General features: G+C 66.7%; 13 protein-coding genes, 2 tRNA genes and 1 pseudogene. 6 read left to right on the plus strand and 10 right to left on the minus strand.

Annotated features, from left to right (window positions below; translation table 11 throughout):
- Positions 1 to 2: 2 nt before the first annotated feature.
- Positions 3 to 1,436, minus strand: a complete 1,434-nt coding sequence (gene leuC / locus ACZYW1_RS03455; RefSeq protein ID WP_463783295.1) for a 3-isopropylmalate dehydratase large subunit — start codon at positions 1,434 to 1,436, stop codon at positions 3 to 5.
- A 51-nt stretch (positions 1,437 to 1,487) separates the two neighbouring features.
- Here leuC and ACZYW1_RS03460 point away from each other — a divergent pair, with 51 nt between their 5' ends.
- Together ACZYW1_RS03460 and ACZYW1_RS03465 are read left to right on the plus strand one after the other, a co-directional pair.
- Positions 1,488 to 2,189, plus strand: a complete 702-nt coding sequence (locus ACZYW1_RS03460) for an IclR family transcriptional regulator (protein ID WP_463783297.1) — start codon at positions 1,488 to 1,490, stop codon at positions 2,187 to 2,189.
- Between the two features lie 58 nt (positions 2,190 to 2,247).
- Positions 2,248 to 2,748 carry a PPOX class F420-dependent oxidoreductase gene (locus ACZYW1_RS03465; protein ID WP_463783298.1) on the plus strand — a complete coding sequence of 167 codons (501 nt, stop codon included), beginning with the start codon at positions 2,248 to 2,250 and terminating at the stop codon, positions 2,746 to 2,748.
- Between the two features lie 32 nt (positions 2,749 to 2,780).
- Here ACZYW1_RS03465 and ACZYW1_RS03470 read toward each other — a convergent pair.
- From ACZYW1_RS03470 to ACZYW1_RS03480, 3 genes are all read right to left on the minus strand, one after another.
- Positions 2,781 to 2,853: transfer RNA gene (locus ACZYW1_RS03470), tRNA-Glu, on the minus strand.
- Between the two features lie 72 nt (positions 2,854 to 2,925).
- Positions 2,926 to 2,997 (minus strand) — tRNA-Gln (locus ACZYW1_RS03475).
- A gap of 211 nt (positions 2,998 to 3,208) precedes the next feature.
- Positions 3,209 to 3,997 (minus strand): fumarylacetoacetate hydrolase family protein, encoded by a 789-nt coding sequence (locus tag ACZYW1_RS03480; protein ID WP_463783300.1) that lies wholly within the window; start codon positions 3,995 to 3,997, stop codon positions 3,209 to 3,211.
- 91 nt (positions 3,998 to 4,088) lie between these two features.
- Between ACZYW1_RS03480 and ACZYW1_RS03485 the strand changes: the two are divergent.
- Positions 4,089 to 5,156 (plus strand): annotated as a pseudogene (locus ACZYW1_RS03485) (MFS transporter); the annotation flags it as partial.
- Between the two features lie 133 nt (positions 5,157 to 5,289).
- Here the strand turns inward: ACZYW1_RS03485 and ACZYW1_RS03490 are convergent.
- Both ACZYW1_RS03490 and serA read right to left on the minus strand, forming a co-directional pair.
- Complete coding sequence (locus tag ACZYW1_RS03490) at positions 5,290 to 6,300, minus strand: 3-isopropylmalate dehydrogenase (RefSeq protein ID WP_463783301.1); 1,011 nt, start codon at positions 6,298 to 6,300, stop codon at positions 5,290 to 5,292.
- Positions 6,297 to 7,883, minus strand: coding sequence for a phosphoglycerate dehydrogenase (serA, locus tag ACZYW1_RS03495; RefSeq protein ID WP_463783303.1), 1,587 nt, complete (start codon positions 7,881 to 7,883; stop codon positions 6,297 to 6,299). The genes ACZYW1_RS03490 and serA overlap by 4 nt, the downstream gene beginning before the upstream one ends.
- 271 nt (positions 7,884 to 8,154) lie before the next feature.
- On the opposite strand from serA, the gene ACZYW1_RS03500 reads away from it, so the two are divergent.
- Complete coding sequence (locus ACZYW1_RS03500; protein WP_463783305.1) at positions 8,155 to 8,607, plus strand: DUF4262 domain-containing protein; 453 nt, start codon at positions 8,155 to 8,157, stop codon at positions 8,605 to 8,607.
- 172 nt (positions 8,608 to 8,779) lie between these two features.
- Here ACZYW1_RS03500 and ilvC read toward each other — a convergent pair whose 3' ends face one another.
- From ilvC to ACZYW1_RS03515, 3 genes are all read right to left on the minus strand, one after another.
- A complete protein-coding gene (gene ilvC / locus ACZYW1_RS03505; protein ID WP_463787659.1) occupies positions 8,780 to 9,781 on the minus strand; it encodes a ketol-acid reductoisomerase in 1,002 nt (333 codons plus the stop codon).
- A 65-nt stretch (positions 9,782 to 9,846) separates the two neighbouring features.
- Entirely contained in the window at positions 9,847 to 10,362 is a 516-nt protein-coding gene (ilvN, locus tag ACZYW1_RS03510) for an acetolactate synthase small subunit (RefSeq protein WP_463783306.1), read from the minus strand.
- Positions 10,362 to 12,260 carry an acetolactate synthase large subunit gene (locus tag ACZYW1_RS03515; RefSeq protein ID WP_463783308.1) on the minus strand — a complete coding sequence of 633 codons (1,899 nt, stop codon included), beginning with the start codon at positions 12,258 to 12,260 and terminating at the stop codon, positions 10,362 to 10,364. Before ACZYW1_RS03515 ends, ilvN begins: the two co-directional genes overlap by 1 nt.
- 266 nt (positions 12,261 to 12,526) lie before the next feature.
- On the opposite strand from ACZYW1_RS03515, the gene ACZYW1_RS03520 reads away from it, so the two are divergent.
- Complete coding sequence (locus tag ACZYW1_RS03520; RefSeq protein WP_463783309.1) at positions 12,527 to 12,928, plus strand: PH domain-containing protein; 402 nt, start codon at positions 12,527 to 12,529, stop codon at positions 12,926 to 12,928.
- On the opposite strand, the gene ACZYW1_RS03525 is transcribed toward ACZYW1_RS03520, so the two are convergent.
- Complete coding sequence (locus ACZYW1_RS03525) at positions 12,925 to 13,782, minus strand: DoxX family protein (RefSeq protein WP_463783312.1); 858 nt, start codon at positions 13,780 to 13,782, stop codon at positions 12,925 to 12,927. The two genes, ACZYW1_RS03520 and ACZYW1_RS03525, sit on opposite strands and share 4 nt — an antisense overlap.
- Positions 13,783 to 13,948: 166 nt before the next feature.
- Between ACZYW1_RS03525 and ACZYW1_RS03530 the strand changes: the two genes are divergently transcribed.
- Positions 13,949 to 15,070 carry a PQQ-dependent sugar dehydrogenase gene (locus ACZYW1_RS03530; protein ID WP_463783315.1) on the plus strand — a complete coding sequence of 374 codons (1,122 nt, stop codon included), beginning with the start codon at positions 13,949 to 13,951 and terminating at the stop codon, positions 15,068 to 15,070.
- Positions 15,071 to 15,077 lie beyond the last annotated feature (7 nt).

Below are 15,077 nucleotides of genomic sequence, written 5' to 3' on the forward strand. Positions count from 1 at the left end.
TCTCAGTTCAAGTCGTCCGGCGCGGAGAGCTTTCCGCGGACCGCGGTGGCCGCGGCGACCGCCGGTGACACCAGATGCGTACGGCTCCCTTTGCCCTGCCGGCCTTCGAAATTGCGGTTGGACGTTGCGGCGCAGCGTTCCCCCGGCGCGAGCTGGTCGGGGTTCATGCCCAGACACATCGAACAGCCGGCCTGCCGCCACTCGGCCCCCGCGGCCGTGAAGATCTCGCCCAGGCCTTCACTTTCGGCCTCCGCACGAACCCGCATCGAGCCCGGCACGATCAGCATCCGCACCCCGTCGGCCACCTGTCGGTCCCGCAGGATGTCGGCGACAGCCCGGAGATCCTCGATGCGGCCGTTGGTGCACGAGCCGACGAATACCGTGTCGACGGCGATCTCGCGCATCGGGAGTCCGGGCCGAAGGTCCATGTACGCCAGCGCTTTCTCAGCAGCTTGGCGCTCGTTGTCGTCGGTCATCAGCTCGGGGTCAGGGACCGCGGCGCCCAGCGGGACACCCTGCCCGGGGTTGGTCCCCCACGTGACGAACGGCGTCAGCGACGCGGCGTCGATGTAGACCTCGGTGTCGAATTCGGCACCGTCGTCGGTGCGCAGCTGGTCCCAATAGGCCTGCGCCGCATCCCACTGTGCGCCGGTCGGCGCGTGCGGACGGCCGCGCAGAAACTCATAGGTCGTGGCATCCGGTGCCACCATGCCCGCCCGGGCGCCGGCTTCGATGCTCATGTTGCAGACCGTCATGCGGGCTTCCATCGACAGCGATTCGATGGCGCTGCCGCGGTATTCGATGATGTGGCCCTGACCGCCGCCGGTGCCGATCTTGGCGATCACCGTCAGGATGATGTCCTTGGCCGTCACACCGGCGGGTAACTGGCCGTCGACGTTGACCGCCATGGTCTTGAACGGCCGCAGCGGAAGTGTCTGAGTCGCCAGCACATGCTCGACCTCGGAAGTTCCGATCCCCATGGCGATTGCGCCGAACGCGCCGTGTGTCGAGGTGTGGCTGTCGCCGCACACCACTGTCATTCCGGGCTGGGTCAGACCGAGTTGGGGACCGACGACATGGACGATGCCCTGTTCGATGTCACCCATCGGGTAGAGCCGAATCCCGAATTCGTCGCAGTTGCGCCGCAGCGTCTCCACCTGCGTCCGTGACACCGGGTCGGCGATCGGCTTGTCGATGTCGATCGTCGGCACGTTGTGGTCTTCGGTGGCCAGCGTCAGGTCGGGTCGGCGCACCGGCCGGTCCGCCAGGCGCAGACCGTCGAACGCCTGCGGGCTGGTGACCTCGTGCACGAGGTGCAGGTCGATGTAGATCAGGTCGGGTTCGTTGTCACCGCCTGAGGCCACCACGTGGTCTTCCCACACCTTCTCCGCCAGGGTTCGCGGGCGCGCAGTGTCGTGGTCTGAAGTTTTCGTCACGAGGTCATCCCAATTCGTCCATCTCACTATGCGAGAAGTTAGTATCTCTCTGTGAGACAGGATAGCGGCATCGGCGTTCTCGACAAAGCCGTGGGGGTTTTGCAGACCATCGCGGAATCACCCTGCGGTCTGGCCGAATTGTGCGAACGCACCGGGCTGCCGAGAGCAACCGCCCACCGGTTGGCCGCTGGCTTGGAAGTGCACCGATTACTCGCGCGAGACGGCGAAGGACGGTGGCGACTGGGTCCCGCTGTCAGCGAATTGGCAGCGCAGGTCAGTGACCCGCTGCTGGCCGCCAGCGCCACCGTGCTCCCGCGGTTACGGGAGATCACCGGCGAGAGCGTGCAGTTGTACCGGCGCGAAGGCACTTCGCGGATCTGCATCGCCGCCGTGGAACCTCCTGCGGGGCTTCGCGATACCGTCCTGGTCGGCGCGCGGCTGCCGATGACTGCCGGTTCCGGCGCCAAGGTGCTACTGGCCTTCGGCGACGACTCCACCCGGGCGGCGGTGCTGCCCGGCGCCAAGTTCAGCGATCGCACACTGGCCGAAGTACGACGACGCGGATGGGCCCAGAGTGCCGCCGAGCGCGAACCGGGCGTGGCGAGTGTGTCGGCGCCGGTACGCGATTCCCACGGTTCGGTGGTGGCGGCCATCTCGGTGTCGGGTCCGATCGATCGCATGGGTCGCCGACCTGGCGCACGCTGGGCCGCCGACCTACTGGCGGCCGCCGACGCGTTGACGCGACGACTGTGAATTGTGTCGCATGGTCGGTGGTTCGTCGCCGAATTTCTCGACCTGAGACACTGTCGCCATGGGAAGCAACCAGCGTGCGCAGATCGTCATGTCCGAGGCGGAAATCTCCGACTTCGTGACCAGTAGCCGTACCGGCACACTGGCCACCATCGGCTCGGACGGACAGCCGCACTTGACCGCGATGTGGTACGGCGTGGTCGACGGTGAGATCTGGCTCGAGACGAAAGCCAAGTCGCAGAAGGCGGTCAACCTGACACGCGATCCGCGGGTCAGCTTCATGATCGAGGACGGCGACACCTACGACACCCTGCGCGGAGTGTCCTTCGAAGGGGTTGCCGAAATCGTGGACGACCCGGACACGATATTCCGCGTCGGCGTCAGTGTCTGGGAGCGCTACACCGGGCCCTACACCGAGGAGATGAAGCCCGCGGTCGACATGATGATGAACAAGCGCGTCGCCGTGCGCATCGTCGGTCAGCGCACCCGGTCGTGGGACCACCGCAAGCTCGGAATTCCGCACATGCCGGTCGGCGGTTCGACCGCGCCGGCAGCAAGCTAGCGCGGCACGAATGCCGCTTGCTTGAGGATGAGTAGCCCCGATGGGATTCGAACCCACGCTACCGCCGTGAGAGGGCGGCGTCCTAGGCCGCTAGACGACGGGGCCGGAACCGATCCGAGCAGTCAGCATAGCCGACTGAAGTACGCCCACCTAATTGCTTGCGGTGGACGAACTTTGCTGGGGTACCAGGACTCGAACCTAGAATGGCGGTACCAGAAACCGCTGTGTTGCCAATTACACCATACCCCATCGGCTGCCTAAAACTGCTGGTCAGCGCCCTGCCAATAGACACTTAGCGGTTCTACGGACAGTACTGCCAGCCGTTGAGGGCCGACGAGCAGACTACCAAACAAACGACGCACCCCTCACCAGCGCCCGATCCCCCGCCGCGAGCGGGTGCGCCTCCCGGGCCCGCTCGTCGCAACGAATGCCGGCACCACTGGGCCGATGGTCGACGCGGTTACGAATCCTGCTTCTGCACAACAGGGTTCGACAGGGTGCCGATGCCGGAGATGCTGATGTTGACGATGTCGCCATCCACGATGGGGCCGACGCCCGCGGGTGTGCCGGTCAGGATCAGATCGCCGGGCAGCAAGGTCATCACCCCGGAGATCCATTCCACGATCGCACCGACGTCGTGGATCATCAGCGACGTTCGACTGTCCTGCCTGACCTCGCCGTTGACCTCGGTACGCAGCGCGAGATCGGCGGGGTCGACCTCGGTCTCGATCCACGGTCCGACCGGGCAGAACGTGTCGTGGCCCTTGGCCCTGGTCCACTGGCCGTCGGACTTCTGCTGGTCGCGCGCGGACACGTCGTTGGCGATCGTGTAGCCGAGAATGCTCTCGGCGGCCCGGTCGGCCGTCACGTCCTTGCAGGGCCGGCTGATGACGGCCGCCAACTCGCCTTCGAAGTGCACCGGCGATGCGTTGGCCGGCAACCGAATCGGCACATTCGGTCCGATGATCGCGGTGTTGGGCTTGAGGAAGATCACCGGATCGGCCGGCACCGGCCCGGTCTGGCCGCCCATCTCGGCGATGTGGTCGGCGTAGTTCTTGCCGACGCAGACCACCTTGCTGGCCAGAATCGGGGCCAGCAGCCGCACGTCGGCCAGCGGCCACGAGCGGCCGGTGAAGGTGGGAGTGCCGAATGGATGCTCGGCGATCTCGCGAACGGTCATGTCATCGGGTTCGCCCTCGATGGAGACGAACGCGACACCATCGGGACTGGCAATTCGGCCAAGGCGCATTCGCTCGAGCCTAGCGATCGGCCGACGTCGCCGACGCAGCCGGGGTCGCCGCTTCGACCGCGGCTTTCATCGCGCTGTGCAAGCATTGATCATGACTTCGGACGCGGTCGTACTCAGTGCGGGCCGACGCTGGGCCATCGTCCTCGTCTCGCTCCTGGTGACCGCGAGCGCATTCGTCTTCATCAACGGTGTCGCGTTCATGATTCCCGCCCTCGAGGAGGATCTGGGCACGCCACTGGCCGAAGCCGGGTTGCTGTCGTCGATGCCGAGCTTCGGGATGGTCGCCACGTTGATCCTGTGGGGCTACGTGCTCGACCGGGTCGGCGAACGGATCGTGCTGACGATCGGCTCGGCGCTGACCGCGGGCGCCGCCTACGCGGCGGCCAACATGCACTCGATGTTCGCCTTCGCGGTGTGGTTGTTCATCGGCGGTATGGCCGCCGCGAGTTGCAACTCGGCCGGTGGGCGACTGGTCTCCGGCTGGTTCCCGCCGGAGCAGCGCGGTCTGGCCATGGGGGTTCGCCAAGCCGCGCAGCCACTGGGAATTGCGTTGGGCGCGTTGGTCATTCCCGAGTTTGCGGTCGAAAGCAAAGTGGCGACGTCGGCCCTGATCTTCCCCGCGATCCTGTGCGCGGCCGCGGCTGTCCTCAGCGTGGTCGCCATCACCGACCCGCCGCGCAAGGAATGGGACGAGGCCACCCCGGAAGAGCTGGCCAACCCCTACCGCCGGTCCAGGGTGCTACGACGGATTCACGCGGTTTCGGCGCTGCTGATGGTCCCGCAGACGGTGACCGTGACCTTCATGCTGATCTGGCTGATCGCGAACTACAAATGCTCAATTGCCTTGGCCGGCTACCTCGTCACGGTGTCGCAACTACTCGGCGCGGTGGGCCGCGTCGTGGTCGGTCGGTGGTCCGACCGGGTGGGGTCGCGACTGGTTCCGGTGCGGATCATGTCGGCCGTCGGGGTGGTCGTGCTGTTCGGTTTGGCGTTCGCCGACAATCTGCGGTCGTCGATCGCGGTGCCGCTGATGGTGGCCGCCTCCGTGGTCGCCGTGCTCGACAACGGGCTGGAGTCGACGGCGATCACCGAGTACGCCGGGCCGTTCTGGAGTGGACGCGCGCTCGGGCTGCAGAACACCTACCAGCGACTGATGGCGGCCGGCGCACCCCCGGTATTCGGTGGGCTGATCACGGCGCACGGCTATCCACCGGGATTCGTTGTCTGCGCGCTGTTCCCGCTCCTCGCGGTGCCCATCGTGCCGGCCAGGACGCTGCCGCCCGGCCTGGAGACTAGAGCGCGGACACAATCCTTTCGCCGACTTCGGCGGTGGATAGCTTTTCGCTCGGGCGACTGGCCAGATGGGAAGCCACGGCCCGGTCCACTCGCGCGGCGGCAGCGTCTTCGCCGACGTGGGAAAGCAGCAGCGCCACCGACATAACCGCGGCGGTCGGATCAGCGATCCCTCGGCCGGCGATGTCGGGCGCACTACCGTGCACGGGCTCGAACATCGACGGGTTGGTGCGGGTCGCGTCGATGTTTCCACTGGCCGCCAACCCGATTCCGCCACAGACGGCCGCGGCCAGGTCGGTGATGATGTCGCCGAAGAGGTTGTCGGTGACGATCACGTCGAAGCGACCGGGATCGGTGACGAGGTGGATCGTCGCGGCGTCGACGTGCTGATAGGCCACCTCGACCGCGGGATACTTCTCCCCGACCTCGGCGACTGTCCGCGACCACAACGATCCCGCGAAGGTCAGCACGTTCGTCTTGTGCACCAGCGTCAAGTGCTTTCGACGCTGCTGAGCGCGCGCGAAGGCATCCTCGACGACGCGTCGAATACCGAAGGCGGTGTTGGTGCTGACCTCGGTGGCAACCTCGTGCGGGGTGCCGACGCGGATGGCGCCGCCGGTCCCGGTGTAGGGGCCCTCGGTGCCCTCGCGGATCACCACGAAGTCGATCTTCGGGTCGCCGGCCAGCGGGCTGCTCACGCCCGGGTAGAGCCGGCCCGGTCGCAGGTTGACGTGATGGTCGAGCTCAAATCGCAGCCGCAGCAACAGGCCCCGCTCCAGGACACCGCTGGGCACCGACGGGTCGCCGATCGCGCCGAGCAAGATCGCGTCGTGCTCACGCAGCTCGGCCACCGTCGAATCGGGCAGCAATTCACCCGTCGCGTGGAATCGCTTGGCGCCGAGGTCGTAGTGCGTCTTGTCCACACCGGGCAGCACCGTATCGAGGACCTTGACCGCCTCGGCGATCACCTCCGGCCCGATCCCGTCACCCGGAATGACGGCGAGTCTCACGACAGGTCAACCACTTCGAGCTTGTTGGCCGAGACGGCGGACCGGATCTCGGTGCGCACATCGGCGGGGACGTCGCGGTCGACGCGCAGCAGGATCGTCGCAGCCGGACCTTCGGCATCCTCGGACAGCTGCGCGGCCTGGATGTTGACCCCGGCGGTGCCCAGCAGCGTTCCGATCTTGCCCAGTGCCCCAGGCTGATCGGCGTAGTTGATGACGAGGTAGATGCCCTGGGCGCGCAGGTCGAAGTTGCGGCCGTTGATCTGCACGATCTTCTCGACCTGCTGCGGGCCGGACAGCGCACCGGCCACATTGACCACCGACCCGTCGGCGGCCACCGCCCGTACGTCGACGACGCTGCGGTGGTTGGGGCTCTCGGTAGCGGTGCTGATGTCGGCGGCCACGCCGCGCTCTTCGGCGATCGCCGGCGCGTTGACGAACGTCACCTGGTCCTCGATGACAGCGGAGAACAGTCCGCGCAACGCTGAAAGTCGAAGTACCTCAACCTCTTCGCCGGCCAGCTCGCCGCGCACCTGCACCGACAGCGAGTTCGGCAGTTCCTCGCTGAGCGCGCCGGCCAGCACACCGAGCTTGCGCACCAGATCCAGCCATGGCGACACCTCTTCGCTGACCGTTCCACCGCCGACGTTGACCGCGTCGGGAACGAATTCACCGGCCAGCGCCAGCTTCACGCTGGCAGCCACGTCGGTGCCGGCCCGGTCCTGGGCTTCCTCGGTCGACGCGCCGAGGTGCGGCGTCACCACGACCTGGGGCAGCTCGAACAGCGGGCTGTCGGTGCACGGCTCCTTGGAGTACACGTCCAGACCGGCGGCACGCACGTGTCCGCTGGTGATGGCGTCGGCCAGCGCGGCCTCGTCGATCAGTCCACCGCGGGCGGCGTTGACGATGATGACGCCGGGCTTGGTTTTCGCCAGCGCCTCTTTGTCGATCAGGCCTGCCGTTTCAGGGGTTTTCGGCAGGTGCACCGAGATGAAGTCGGCCCGGCCGAGCAGCTCCTCGAGCGTCAGCAATTCGATCCCGAGCTGGGCCGCCCGCGCCGCCGAAACGTAGGGGTCGTAGGCCACGATGTGGGCCTCGAATGCAGCCAGGCGCTGAGCGACGAGCTGCCCGATGCGGCCCAGGCCGACGACACCGACGGTCTTGCCGAAGATCTCGGTACCCGAGAACGACGAGCGCTTCCAGGCGTGCTCGCGCAGCGTGGCGTCGGCCGCCGGGATTTGCCGCGCGGCCGACAGCAGCAGCGCCAGGGCGTGCTCGGCGGCGCTGTGGATGTTCGAGGTCGGCGCGTTGACCACCAGCACACCGCGTTCGGTGGCCGTCTTGACGTCGACGTTGTCCAGGCCGACGCCGGCGCGGGCGACGATCTTGAGCTTCGGTGCGGCGTCGAGCACCTCCGCGTCGACGGTGGTCGCGGAGCGGACCAGCAGCGCGTCGGCTTCAGGCACCGCCGCGAGCAGCTTCGGCCGGTCCGGGCCATCCACCCAGCGGACCTCGACCTGGTCGCCGAGCGCGGCAACGGTTGATTCGGCAAGTTTGTCAGCGATGAGAACAACAGGCAGGCTCACGCGGGCAAGCCTATGCGGTGATCGCAAGCGCGGCGAAGCCGGGCGCAGCGGGTCACCGCCGTCGGGCACAGTCGCGGTTGTGCCGGATTGCGCCGCGGTCGTGGATCACGGCCACGAGCAGCACCGAGCGTGCATTCAGTGCGAGAAAATCGCCAAAATTTCGCCCTGGGTGCACGTTCGGTGAGGTGTCGGTGTCCGGGCGGATCCTGTCGTCAAGTACGACGACAGGAGAAGACGTATGTGCTGGAAATGCGATCACCCAGGGGCCACCATGCAGGAATGGCTGGATGTCCTTCGCCAGACGGTGAGCGAGCACGGTTGGGCAGTGCAATTCGTGGAAAGCGAACGCAGACCGTTCGCGTACACGATCGGATTGCACTCTCGAGGGCTACCCGAATTGATGGTGACTGGGATGTCCCCAGAGCGGGCGACGCTGACCCTGAACAGCGTCGCCGATTACCTGGTGAACGGCGCAAGACCAGTACCGGGCGACTTCGTCTTCATTGGTGATGAGGTGGAAGTCTGCGTCGTTCAGGTGGAGCATCCCGATGCCCACCTGCGCATGGCCATCGCGCTGTACGGCCCCGCCGTGCAGGCCCTTCAGTTGGTTTGGGCCGACGACAACGGGCACCGGCCCTGGTGTCCGGAATTCAGCAACGGCGGCGTGCGGCAGCCGGTGTTCGGCGCTCGCGTAGACCCACCCGAACAGCGAGATCGACGCTAGCGTGACGACACGCCGAAACATGCCACGCTAGCGTCGATTTCGATGCGCCGGTGCGCCCGCCGGGTAGTGACGTTCGCGGGGCGACTCAGCTCCGAGCAGCGCCCGGCCAGGCGGGCGCGCGACGCCGAGCGCCCGGCTGGCCGGGCCGCTCGACCTCGAAAGTGCCCGAGATTTAGGCGGTCTCGGTGATCGGCCGGTCGACCCAGCTCATCAGGTCGCGCAGCTTCTTACCGGTGACCTCGATCGGGTGCTCGGCGTTCTCCTTGCGCAGACCTTCGAGCTCCTTGTTGCCGCCGTCGACGTTGGCGACCAACCTCTTGGTGAAGGTGCCGTCCTGGATGTCGCGCAGGATGGCCCGCATCCGCTCCTTGGTGTCGGCGTCGATCACCCGCGGTCCCGACAGGTAGCCGCCGAACTCCGCGGTGTCCGACACCGAGTAGTTCATCCGGGCGATACCGCCCTCGTACATCAGGTCGACGATCAGCTTGAGCTCGTGCAGCACCTCGAAGTAGGCCATCTCCGGCGGGTAGCCCGCCTCGACCATCACGTCGAAACCGGTCTTCACCAATTCCTCTGTGCCACCACACAACACCGCCTGCTCACCGAACAGGTCGGTCTCGGTCTCGTCTTTGAAGGTGGTCTTGATGACGCCGGCGCGGGTGCCGCCGATGGCCTTCGCGTACGACAGCGCCAGGGCCTCACCGTTGCCGTTGGGGTCCTGGTCGACGGCGATCAGCGCGGGCACACCCTTGCCGTCGACGAACTGACGGCGCACCAAGTGCCCCGGCCCCTTCGGCGCCACCATCGCGATGGTGACGTTGCCGGGCGGCTTGATCAGGTCGAAGTGGATGTTGAGTCCGTGCCCGAAAAACAGGGCGTCACCGTCTTTGAGGTTCGGCTCGATGTCGTTCTTGAAGATGTCGGCCTGCGCGGTGTCGGGCGCCAGCAGCATGATCACATCGGCCCACTTGGCCACCTCGGCGGGCGTGTCCACGGTCAAGCCCTGCTCCTCGACCTTGGCCCGCGACTTCGAGCCTTCCTTGAGGCCGACCCGGACGTCGACGCCGGAGTCGCGCAGGCTCAGCGAGTGCGCGTGCCCCTGGCTGCCGTACCCGATCACACCGACCTTGCGGCCCTGAATGATCGACAGGTCTGCGTCGTCGTCGTAGAACATCTCCAAAGCCACCTGAATGTCTCCTTCTATCTTGGCTTTTCGATCTGATTACCGAAATGAATTAGCTACTTGGCGGTGCCGATGGCCCGCGGTCCCCGGGACAGCGCCACCACTCCCGATTGCACGATCTCGCGGATACCGAAGGGTTCGAGCACCTTCAGCAGCGCTTCGAGTTTGCCGCGGTCACCGGTGGCCTCGATGGTCAGCGATTCCGGCGACACGTCGATCACCTTGCCGCGGAACAGGTTCACCGCCTCGATCACCTGACTGCGACTTCCGGCGTCGGCCCGCACCTTGATCAGTGCCAGCTCTCGTGACACCGAACTGTTGTCGTCCTGCTCGATGATCTTGATGACGTTGATCAGCTTGTTGAGCTGCTTGGTGATCTGCTCGAGCGGGGTGCTCTCGGCGGAGACCACGATCGTCATCCGCGACATGTCCTTCTGCTCGGTGGCGCCGACGGCCAGCGACTCGATATTGAACCCGCGCCGCGAGAACAGCGCCGCGACACGGGCCAGCACACCGGGCTTGTCTTCGACCAACACCGAAAGGGTGTGCGTGGTCGTCGATCCGGTTGTCATCACGCGTGCCCTTCGGTTCCGTCGTCGAACAGCGGGCGGATGCCGCGGGCGGCCTGGATCTCGTCGTTCGAGGTGCCGGCGGCCACCATCGGCCAGACCTGCGCGTCAGCGCCGACGATGAAGTCGATCACCACTGGACGGTCGTTGATCGCTCGGGCCTGGTTGATCACGTCGACGACGTCTTCGGCACGCTCACAACGCAATCCGACGCAACCGAGCGCCTCGGCCAGCTTGACGAAGTCCGGGATCCGACGCGAGTGGGTGGCCAGGTCGGTCTGGGAGTAGCGCTCCCCGTAGAACAGCGTCTGCCACTGACGAACCATGCCGAGGTTGCCGTTGTTGATCAGCGCCACCTTGATCGGTGCGCCCTCGATCGCGCAGGTGGCCAATTCCTGGTTGGTCATCTGGAAGCAACCGTCGCCATCGATCGCCCACACTTCGGCGTCCGGTCGGGCGAACTTGGCGCCCATCGCCGCCGGGATCGCATAGCCCATGGTGCCCAAACCGCCGGAGTTGAGCCAGGTTCGGGGCTTCTCGTAGCGGACGAACTGCGCCGCCCACATCTGGTGCTGACCGACGCCGGCGACGTACACCGCCTCGGGGCCGGCGATCTCGCCCAGCTTCTCGATGACGTACTCCGGGCTCAGGCTGCCGTCGCTCTGCGGTCCGTAGCTCAGCGGATAGGTGGCCTTGACATCGTCCAGATAGGCCCACCACTCGGCGATGTCGGTGATGTCGGCGCCCGACTCCCGCTTGTGCCGCAACGCCGCGATCAGTTCGGTGATGACGGCCTTGACGTCTCCGACGATCGGCACGTCGGCGTGCCGGTTCTTGCCGATCTCCGCGGGGTCGATGTCGGCGTGGATGACCTTGGCCTCTGGCGCGAACGAATCCAGTTGGCCGGTGACCCGGTCATCGAAACGGGTGCCCAACGCGATCAGCAGGTCGCTGCGCTGCAGCCCGGCCACCGCGGAGACGGTGCCGTGCATGCCGGGCATGCCCAGTTGCTGACGATGGCTGTCGGGAAATGCGCCGCGCGCCATCAGCGTGGTGACCACCGGAATACCGGTCAGCTCGGCCAGCTCGAGGAGCTCCTCGGTCGCCTCGCCGCGGATGACCCCGCCACCCACGTACAGCACCGGCTTGTGCGCGGCCGCGATCAGCTTGGCGGCTTCGTGGATCTGACGGTTGTGCGGCTTGGTGTTCGGCTTGTAGCCGGGCAGATCCATCCGGGGCGGCCAACTGAAGGTGCACTGGCCCTGCAGCACATCCTTCGGGATGTCGACGAGCACCGCACCCGGCCGTCCACTCTTGGCGATGTGGAACGCCTCGGCCAGCACACGGGGGATCTCGTCGCCGTTGCGAACCAGGAAGTTGTGCTTGGTGATCGGCATGGTGATGCCGGAGATGTCGGCCTCCTGGAAGGCGTCCGTGCCGATCAGCGCACGCCCGACCTGGCCGGTCACGGCGACCACCGGGATCGAGTCCATCTGCGCATCGGCCAGCGGTGTGACCAGGTTGGTCGCGCCCGGGCCGGAGGTGGCCATCATCACGCCGACCTTCCCGGTGGCGTGCGCGTAGCCGCTGGCGGCGTGGCCGGCGCCCTGTTCGTGGCGAACCAGCACGTGCCGCAACTTCTCCGAGTCGAACAGCGGGTCGTAGACCGGGAGCACAGCGCCGCCGGGAATCCCGAAGATGACCTCGACGTCGAGCTCCTCCAGCGACCGGATTACCGACTGGGCACCAGTAAGTTGCTCAGGCGCAACATGTTTGGGCCGGACCGTCGGCGGTTTGTCGGCCTGCTTGGCCGCGTCGGTGGCGATACGGGCCACCTCCGGTGACGCAGGCTTGGAAGCGGCTGCCTGCGGATCGGAGTGCGATCTGGTGGGTGCGCTCACGGGGTCCTCGTGTCCTTCTTCGTCGTGCGTTTGCTCTGGAAAGGGGCGGGCAACAAAAAACCCCCGTCAGCTCAGCAGCTGCACGAGGGTTGCGCGTTGGTCGACTTCGATCAGTCAGGCACCAACGCGCATGTGGATTACTACGAGCTCTCCAGAAGTGTTCATCGCCCCCCGACGCTAGCCTCCGTACTGGTCAAACGTCAAATCTCGATGGCTGCCCGGCTCACCGGGAAACCCAGCTCAGACGTCGATGCCATGATGCATACATGGTTGGAGAGTCGGCGGAACCGGCACCCGCGGCACCGGTGGTGATCAGGATCTCGCCGATGGCCCACTTCGCGGTCGGCTTCTTCGCGTTGGGCCTGCTCGTGCCGGTGCAGACCTGGCCGTCCACCGCGCCGCTGCTGATCCTGCCAGTCTTGTTGTCGGCGTTGATCTTTCGCCTCCGAACCCAGGCCGACGCCGCCGGGGTCACCGTGCGCACGCTGCTCGGCAGTCGATCGGTGCCTTGGGAAGACATCGAGGGTCTGCGATTCAACAGAGGCTCGTGGGCCCGTGCCGACATCAAAAACGGCCGCCCGTTGCGGTTACCCGCTGTCACCTTCGCGACGCTGCCGCAACTCACCCGGGCCAGCGCCGGTCGCGTCCCCAATCCGTACGCGGGCTAGCCGACCGGATTCGCGCCGTTGAGCAGAATCCACAGCCCGACACCGGCGCCGATGCCCAGCACCAGCGCGGCAAACGACCCGATGAACGGCCGCCGGGCCCACCCGCGACCGGCATCGAAGCCGTAGCGTCCCGGTCCGACCAGGATGACGGCGGCGGCCAGCACGATCAGCGTGATCTCGTACTCATGGCCGTTCGGCAGGAAATACGGGAACGACCGGGGGTTGTGCTGCCCCGACACGCCGGCGAGCAGGCTGTTCGTCAGGTAGGCCAGTGCGCCGGCCGCGGCCAGCGGCGTGAAAAGGCCGAGCACCAACAGCACACCGGCAGCGATCTCGCCGCCGGCCGCGCAGTAAGTGAGGATGTCCGCGTGCTGGTAGCCGATGTCGGACAGCTGATTCTTGAAGCCGCTCAGCCCCTGCCCGCCCCACCAACCGAACAGCTTCTGCAGTCCGTGCGCGACGAAGACGCCACCGAGGCCCACCCGCAGGATCAGCAGACCCAGGTCCTGCGTGCCGCGCCGGTTGGCGGCGCGAACCCGCTCGTCGTCGAGTTGCTCGTGTTCGTCGATGCCCTCGGGGGCGAAGATCGAGTGCTGCCCGGTGGGTTGAGGCTGGTAGGGCAAGGGCTCTTGCCGACCGGGCATCAGTCCGAAGCCGCTGCTGGCAGAGCGGACACTGCCCGAGTCAGCGGAGTCGTAGTGCGGGATCTGGGTGGTCTCGAAGTCGCCTGCGTAGGTGTCTGACGGCAGGTCGTCCTCGGGGTCGACCAGGCTTGCGGACGCCGGTCGCGCCGCAGTAGGCACCGCGGAGGAGTCCTGTCGTTGCCAATGCGCGTCATTCGGTTGACTGCTCACCCGTGCCAGGGTAAGGGCAAATTCCTGCGAATCGGGGATTTGAGCGGCGCTTTCGCGGTGGCGATTCGCCTGGCATGGGGCGCGGGTCGGTGTTTGCGGACGAAGACGGATGTCACGCGGCACCCGTCGCGGGCACACGCGCCGACATATCCGTAATCTGGCAGCTATGCGGTTGAGGTGGTCGAGGCGGCACAGCATGCCCGTGCTCTGCTCGACGATGCTCGTCCTGGCCGGTTGCGCGCAGTTCAACGACATCCAGTCGCAGCCGTTCACCACCGAACCGGAGCGCCACGGTGCGCCCAGTTCGCCGCCACCTCCCCCGCCGCCGCTGCCCGACAAGCCGTTCCCGAAGGAGTGCCCCGCCCCCGGGGTGATGCAGGGCTGCCTGGAAACCACCAGCGGCCTGCTGATGCAGCCCGACAGCAAGTCGGCACTGGTCGCCGAGCGCACAACCGGCGCCGTCAAAGAGGTGTCGGTCAGCGCCGAGCCGAGGGTGAAGACCGTCATTCCCGTCGACCCGGCCGGTGATGGCGGGCTGATGGACATCGTGCTCTCGCCGACGTACTCACAAGACCGGTTGATGTACGCCTACATCAGCACCCCCACCGACAACCGCGTCATCAGAGTCGCCGACGGCGACACCCCCAAGGACATCCTGACGGGAATTCCCAAGGGCGGTAACGGGAATACCGGCGCATTGCTCTTCACCAGCCCGACCACGCTGGTCGTGCTGACCGGCGACGCGGGCAACCCCGCGATGGCCAACGATCCGGCGTCGCTGGCGGGCAAGGTGATTCGGATCGAGCAGCCCACCACTGTCAACCAGGCACCGCCGACGACGGCGCTGAGCGGCCTCGGCGCGGGCGGCGGTCTGTGCGTCGACCCGGTCGACGGTTCGATGTTCGTCGTCGACCGCACCCCGACCTCGGATCGCCTGCAGCGGATCACCAAGGACTCCAAAGTCTCGACGGTGTGGACCTGGCCGGACCGGCCGGGAGCCGCCGGGTGTTCGGCGCTCGACGGGACCGTTCTGGTGAACCTGGTCAACACCAAACAGACGGTCGCGATCCACCTCGCGCAGGGCACCGGCGCGGTCACCGGCCAACCCGACGTCGTGCGACAGGACACCCACGGACACGCATGGGCGCTGCGGATGTCACCCGACGGGAATGTGTGGGGCGCGACGGTCAACAAGGCCAGCGGCGACGCCATGAAGCTGGATGACGTGGTGTTCCCGCTGTTCCCGCAGGGCGGCGGCTTCCCGCGGGCCAACGAGGACAAGACCTGACCCGCAT

It is taken from the genome of Mycobacterium sp. IDUB_36, from assembly GCF_055419225.1.

Bases quoted from the DNA above. Each gene is read 5' to 3' on its own strand.
- ACZYW1_RS03465 (WP_463783298.1), top strand. From the start codon at position 2,248: ATGGGAAGCAACCAGCGTGCGCAGATCGTCATGTCCGAGGCGGAAATC.
- ACZYW1_RS03480 (WP_463783300.1), bottom strand. From the start codon at position 3,997: ATGCGCCTTGGCCGAATTGCCAGTCCCGATGGTGTCGCGTTCGTCTCC.
- ACZYW1_RS03500 (WP_463783305.1), top strand. From the start codon at position 8,155: ATGCAGGAATGGCTGGATGTCCTTCGCCAGACGGTGAGCGAGCACGGT.
- ilvC (WP_463787659.1), bottom strand. From the start codon at position 9,781: ATGTTCTACGACGACGACGCAGACCTGTCGATCATTCAGGGCCGCAAG.
- ilvN (WP_463783306.1), bottom strand. From the start codon at position 10,362: ATGACAACCGGATCGACGACCACGCACACCCTTTCGGTGTTGGTCGAA.
- ACZYW1_RS03520 (WP_463783309.1), top strand. From the start codon at position 12,527: ATGGTTGGAGAGTCGGCGGAACCGGCACCCGCGGCACCGGTGGTGATC.
- ACZYW1_RS03530 (WP_463783315.1), top strand. From the start codon at position 13,949: ATGCGGTTGAGGTGGTCGAGGCGGCACAGCATGCCCGTGCTCTGCTCG.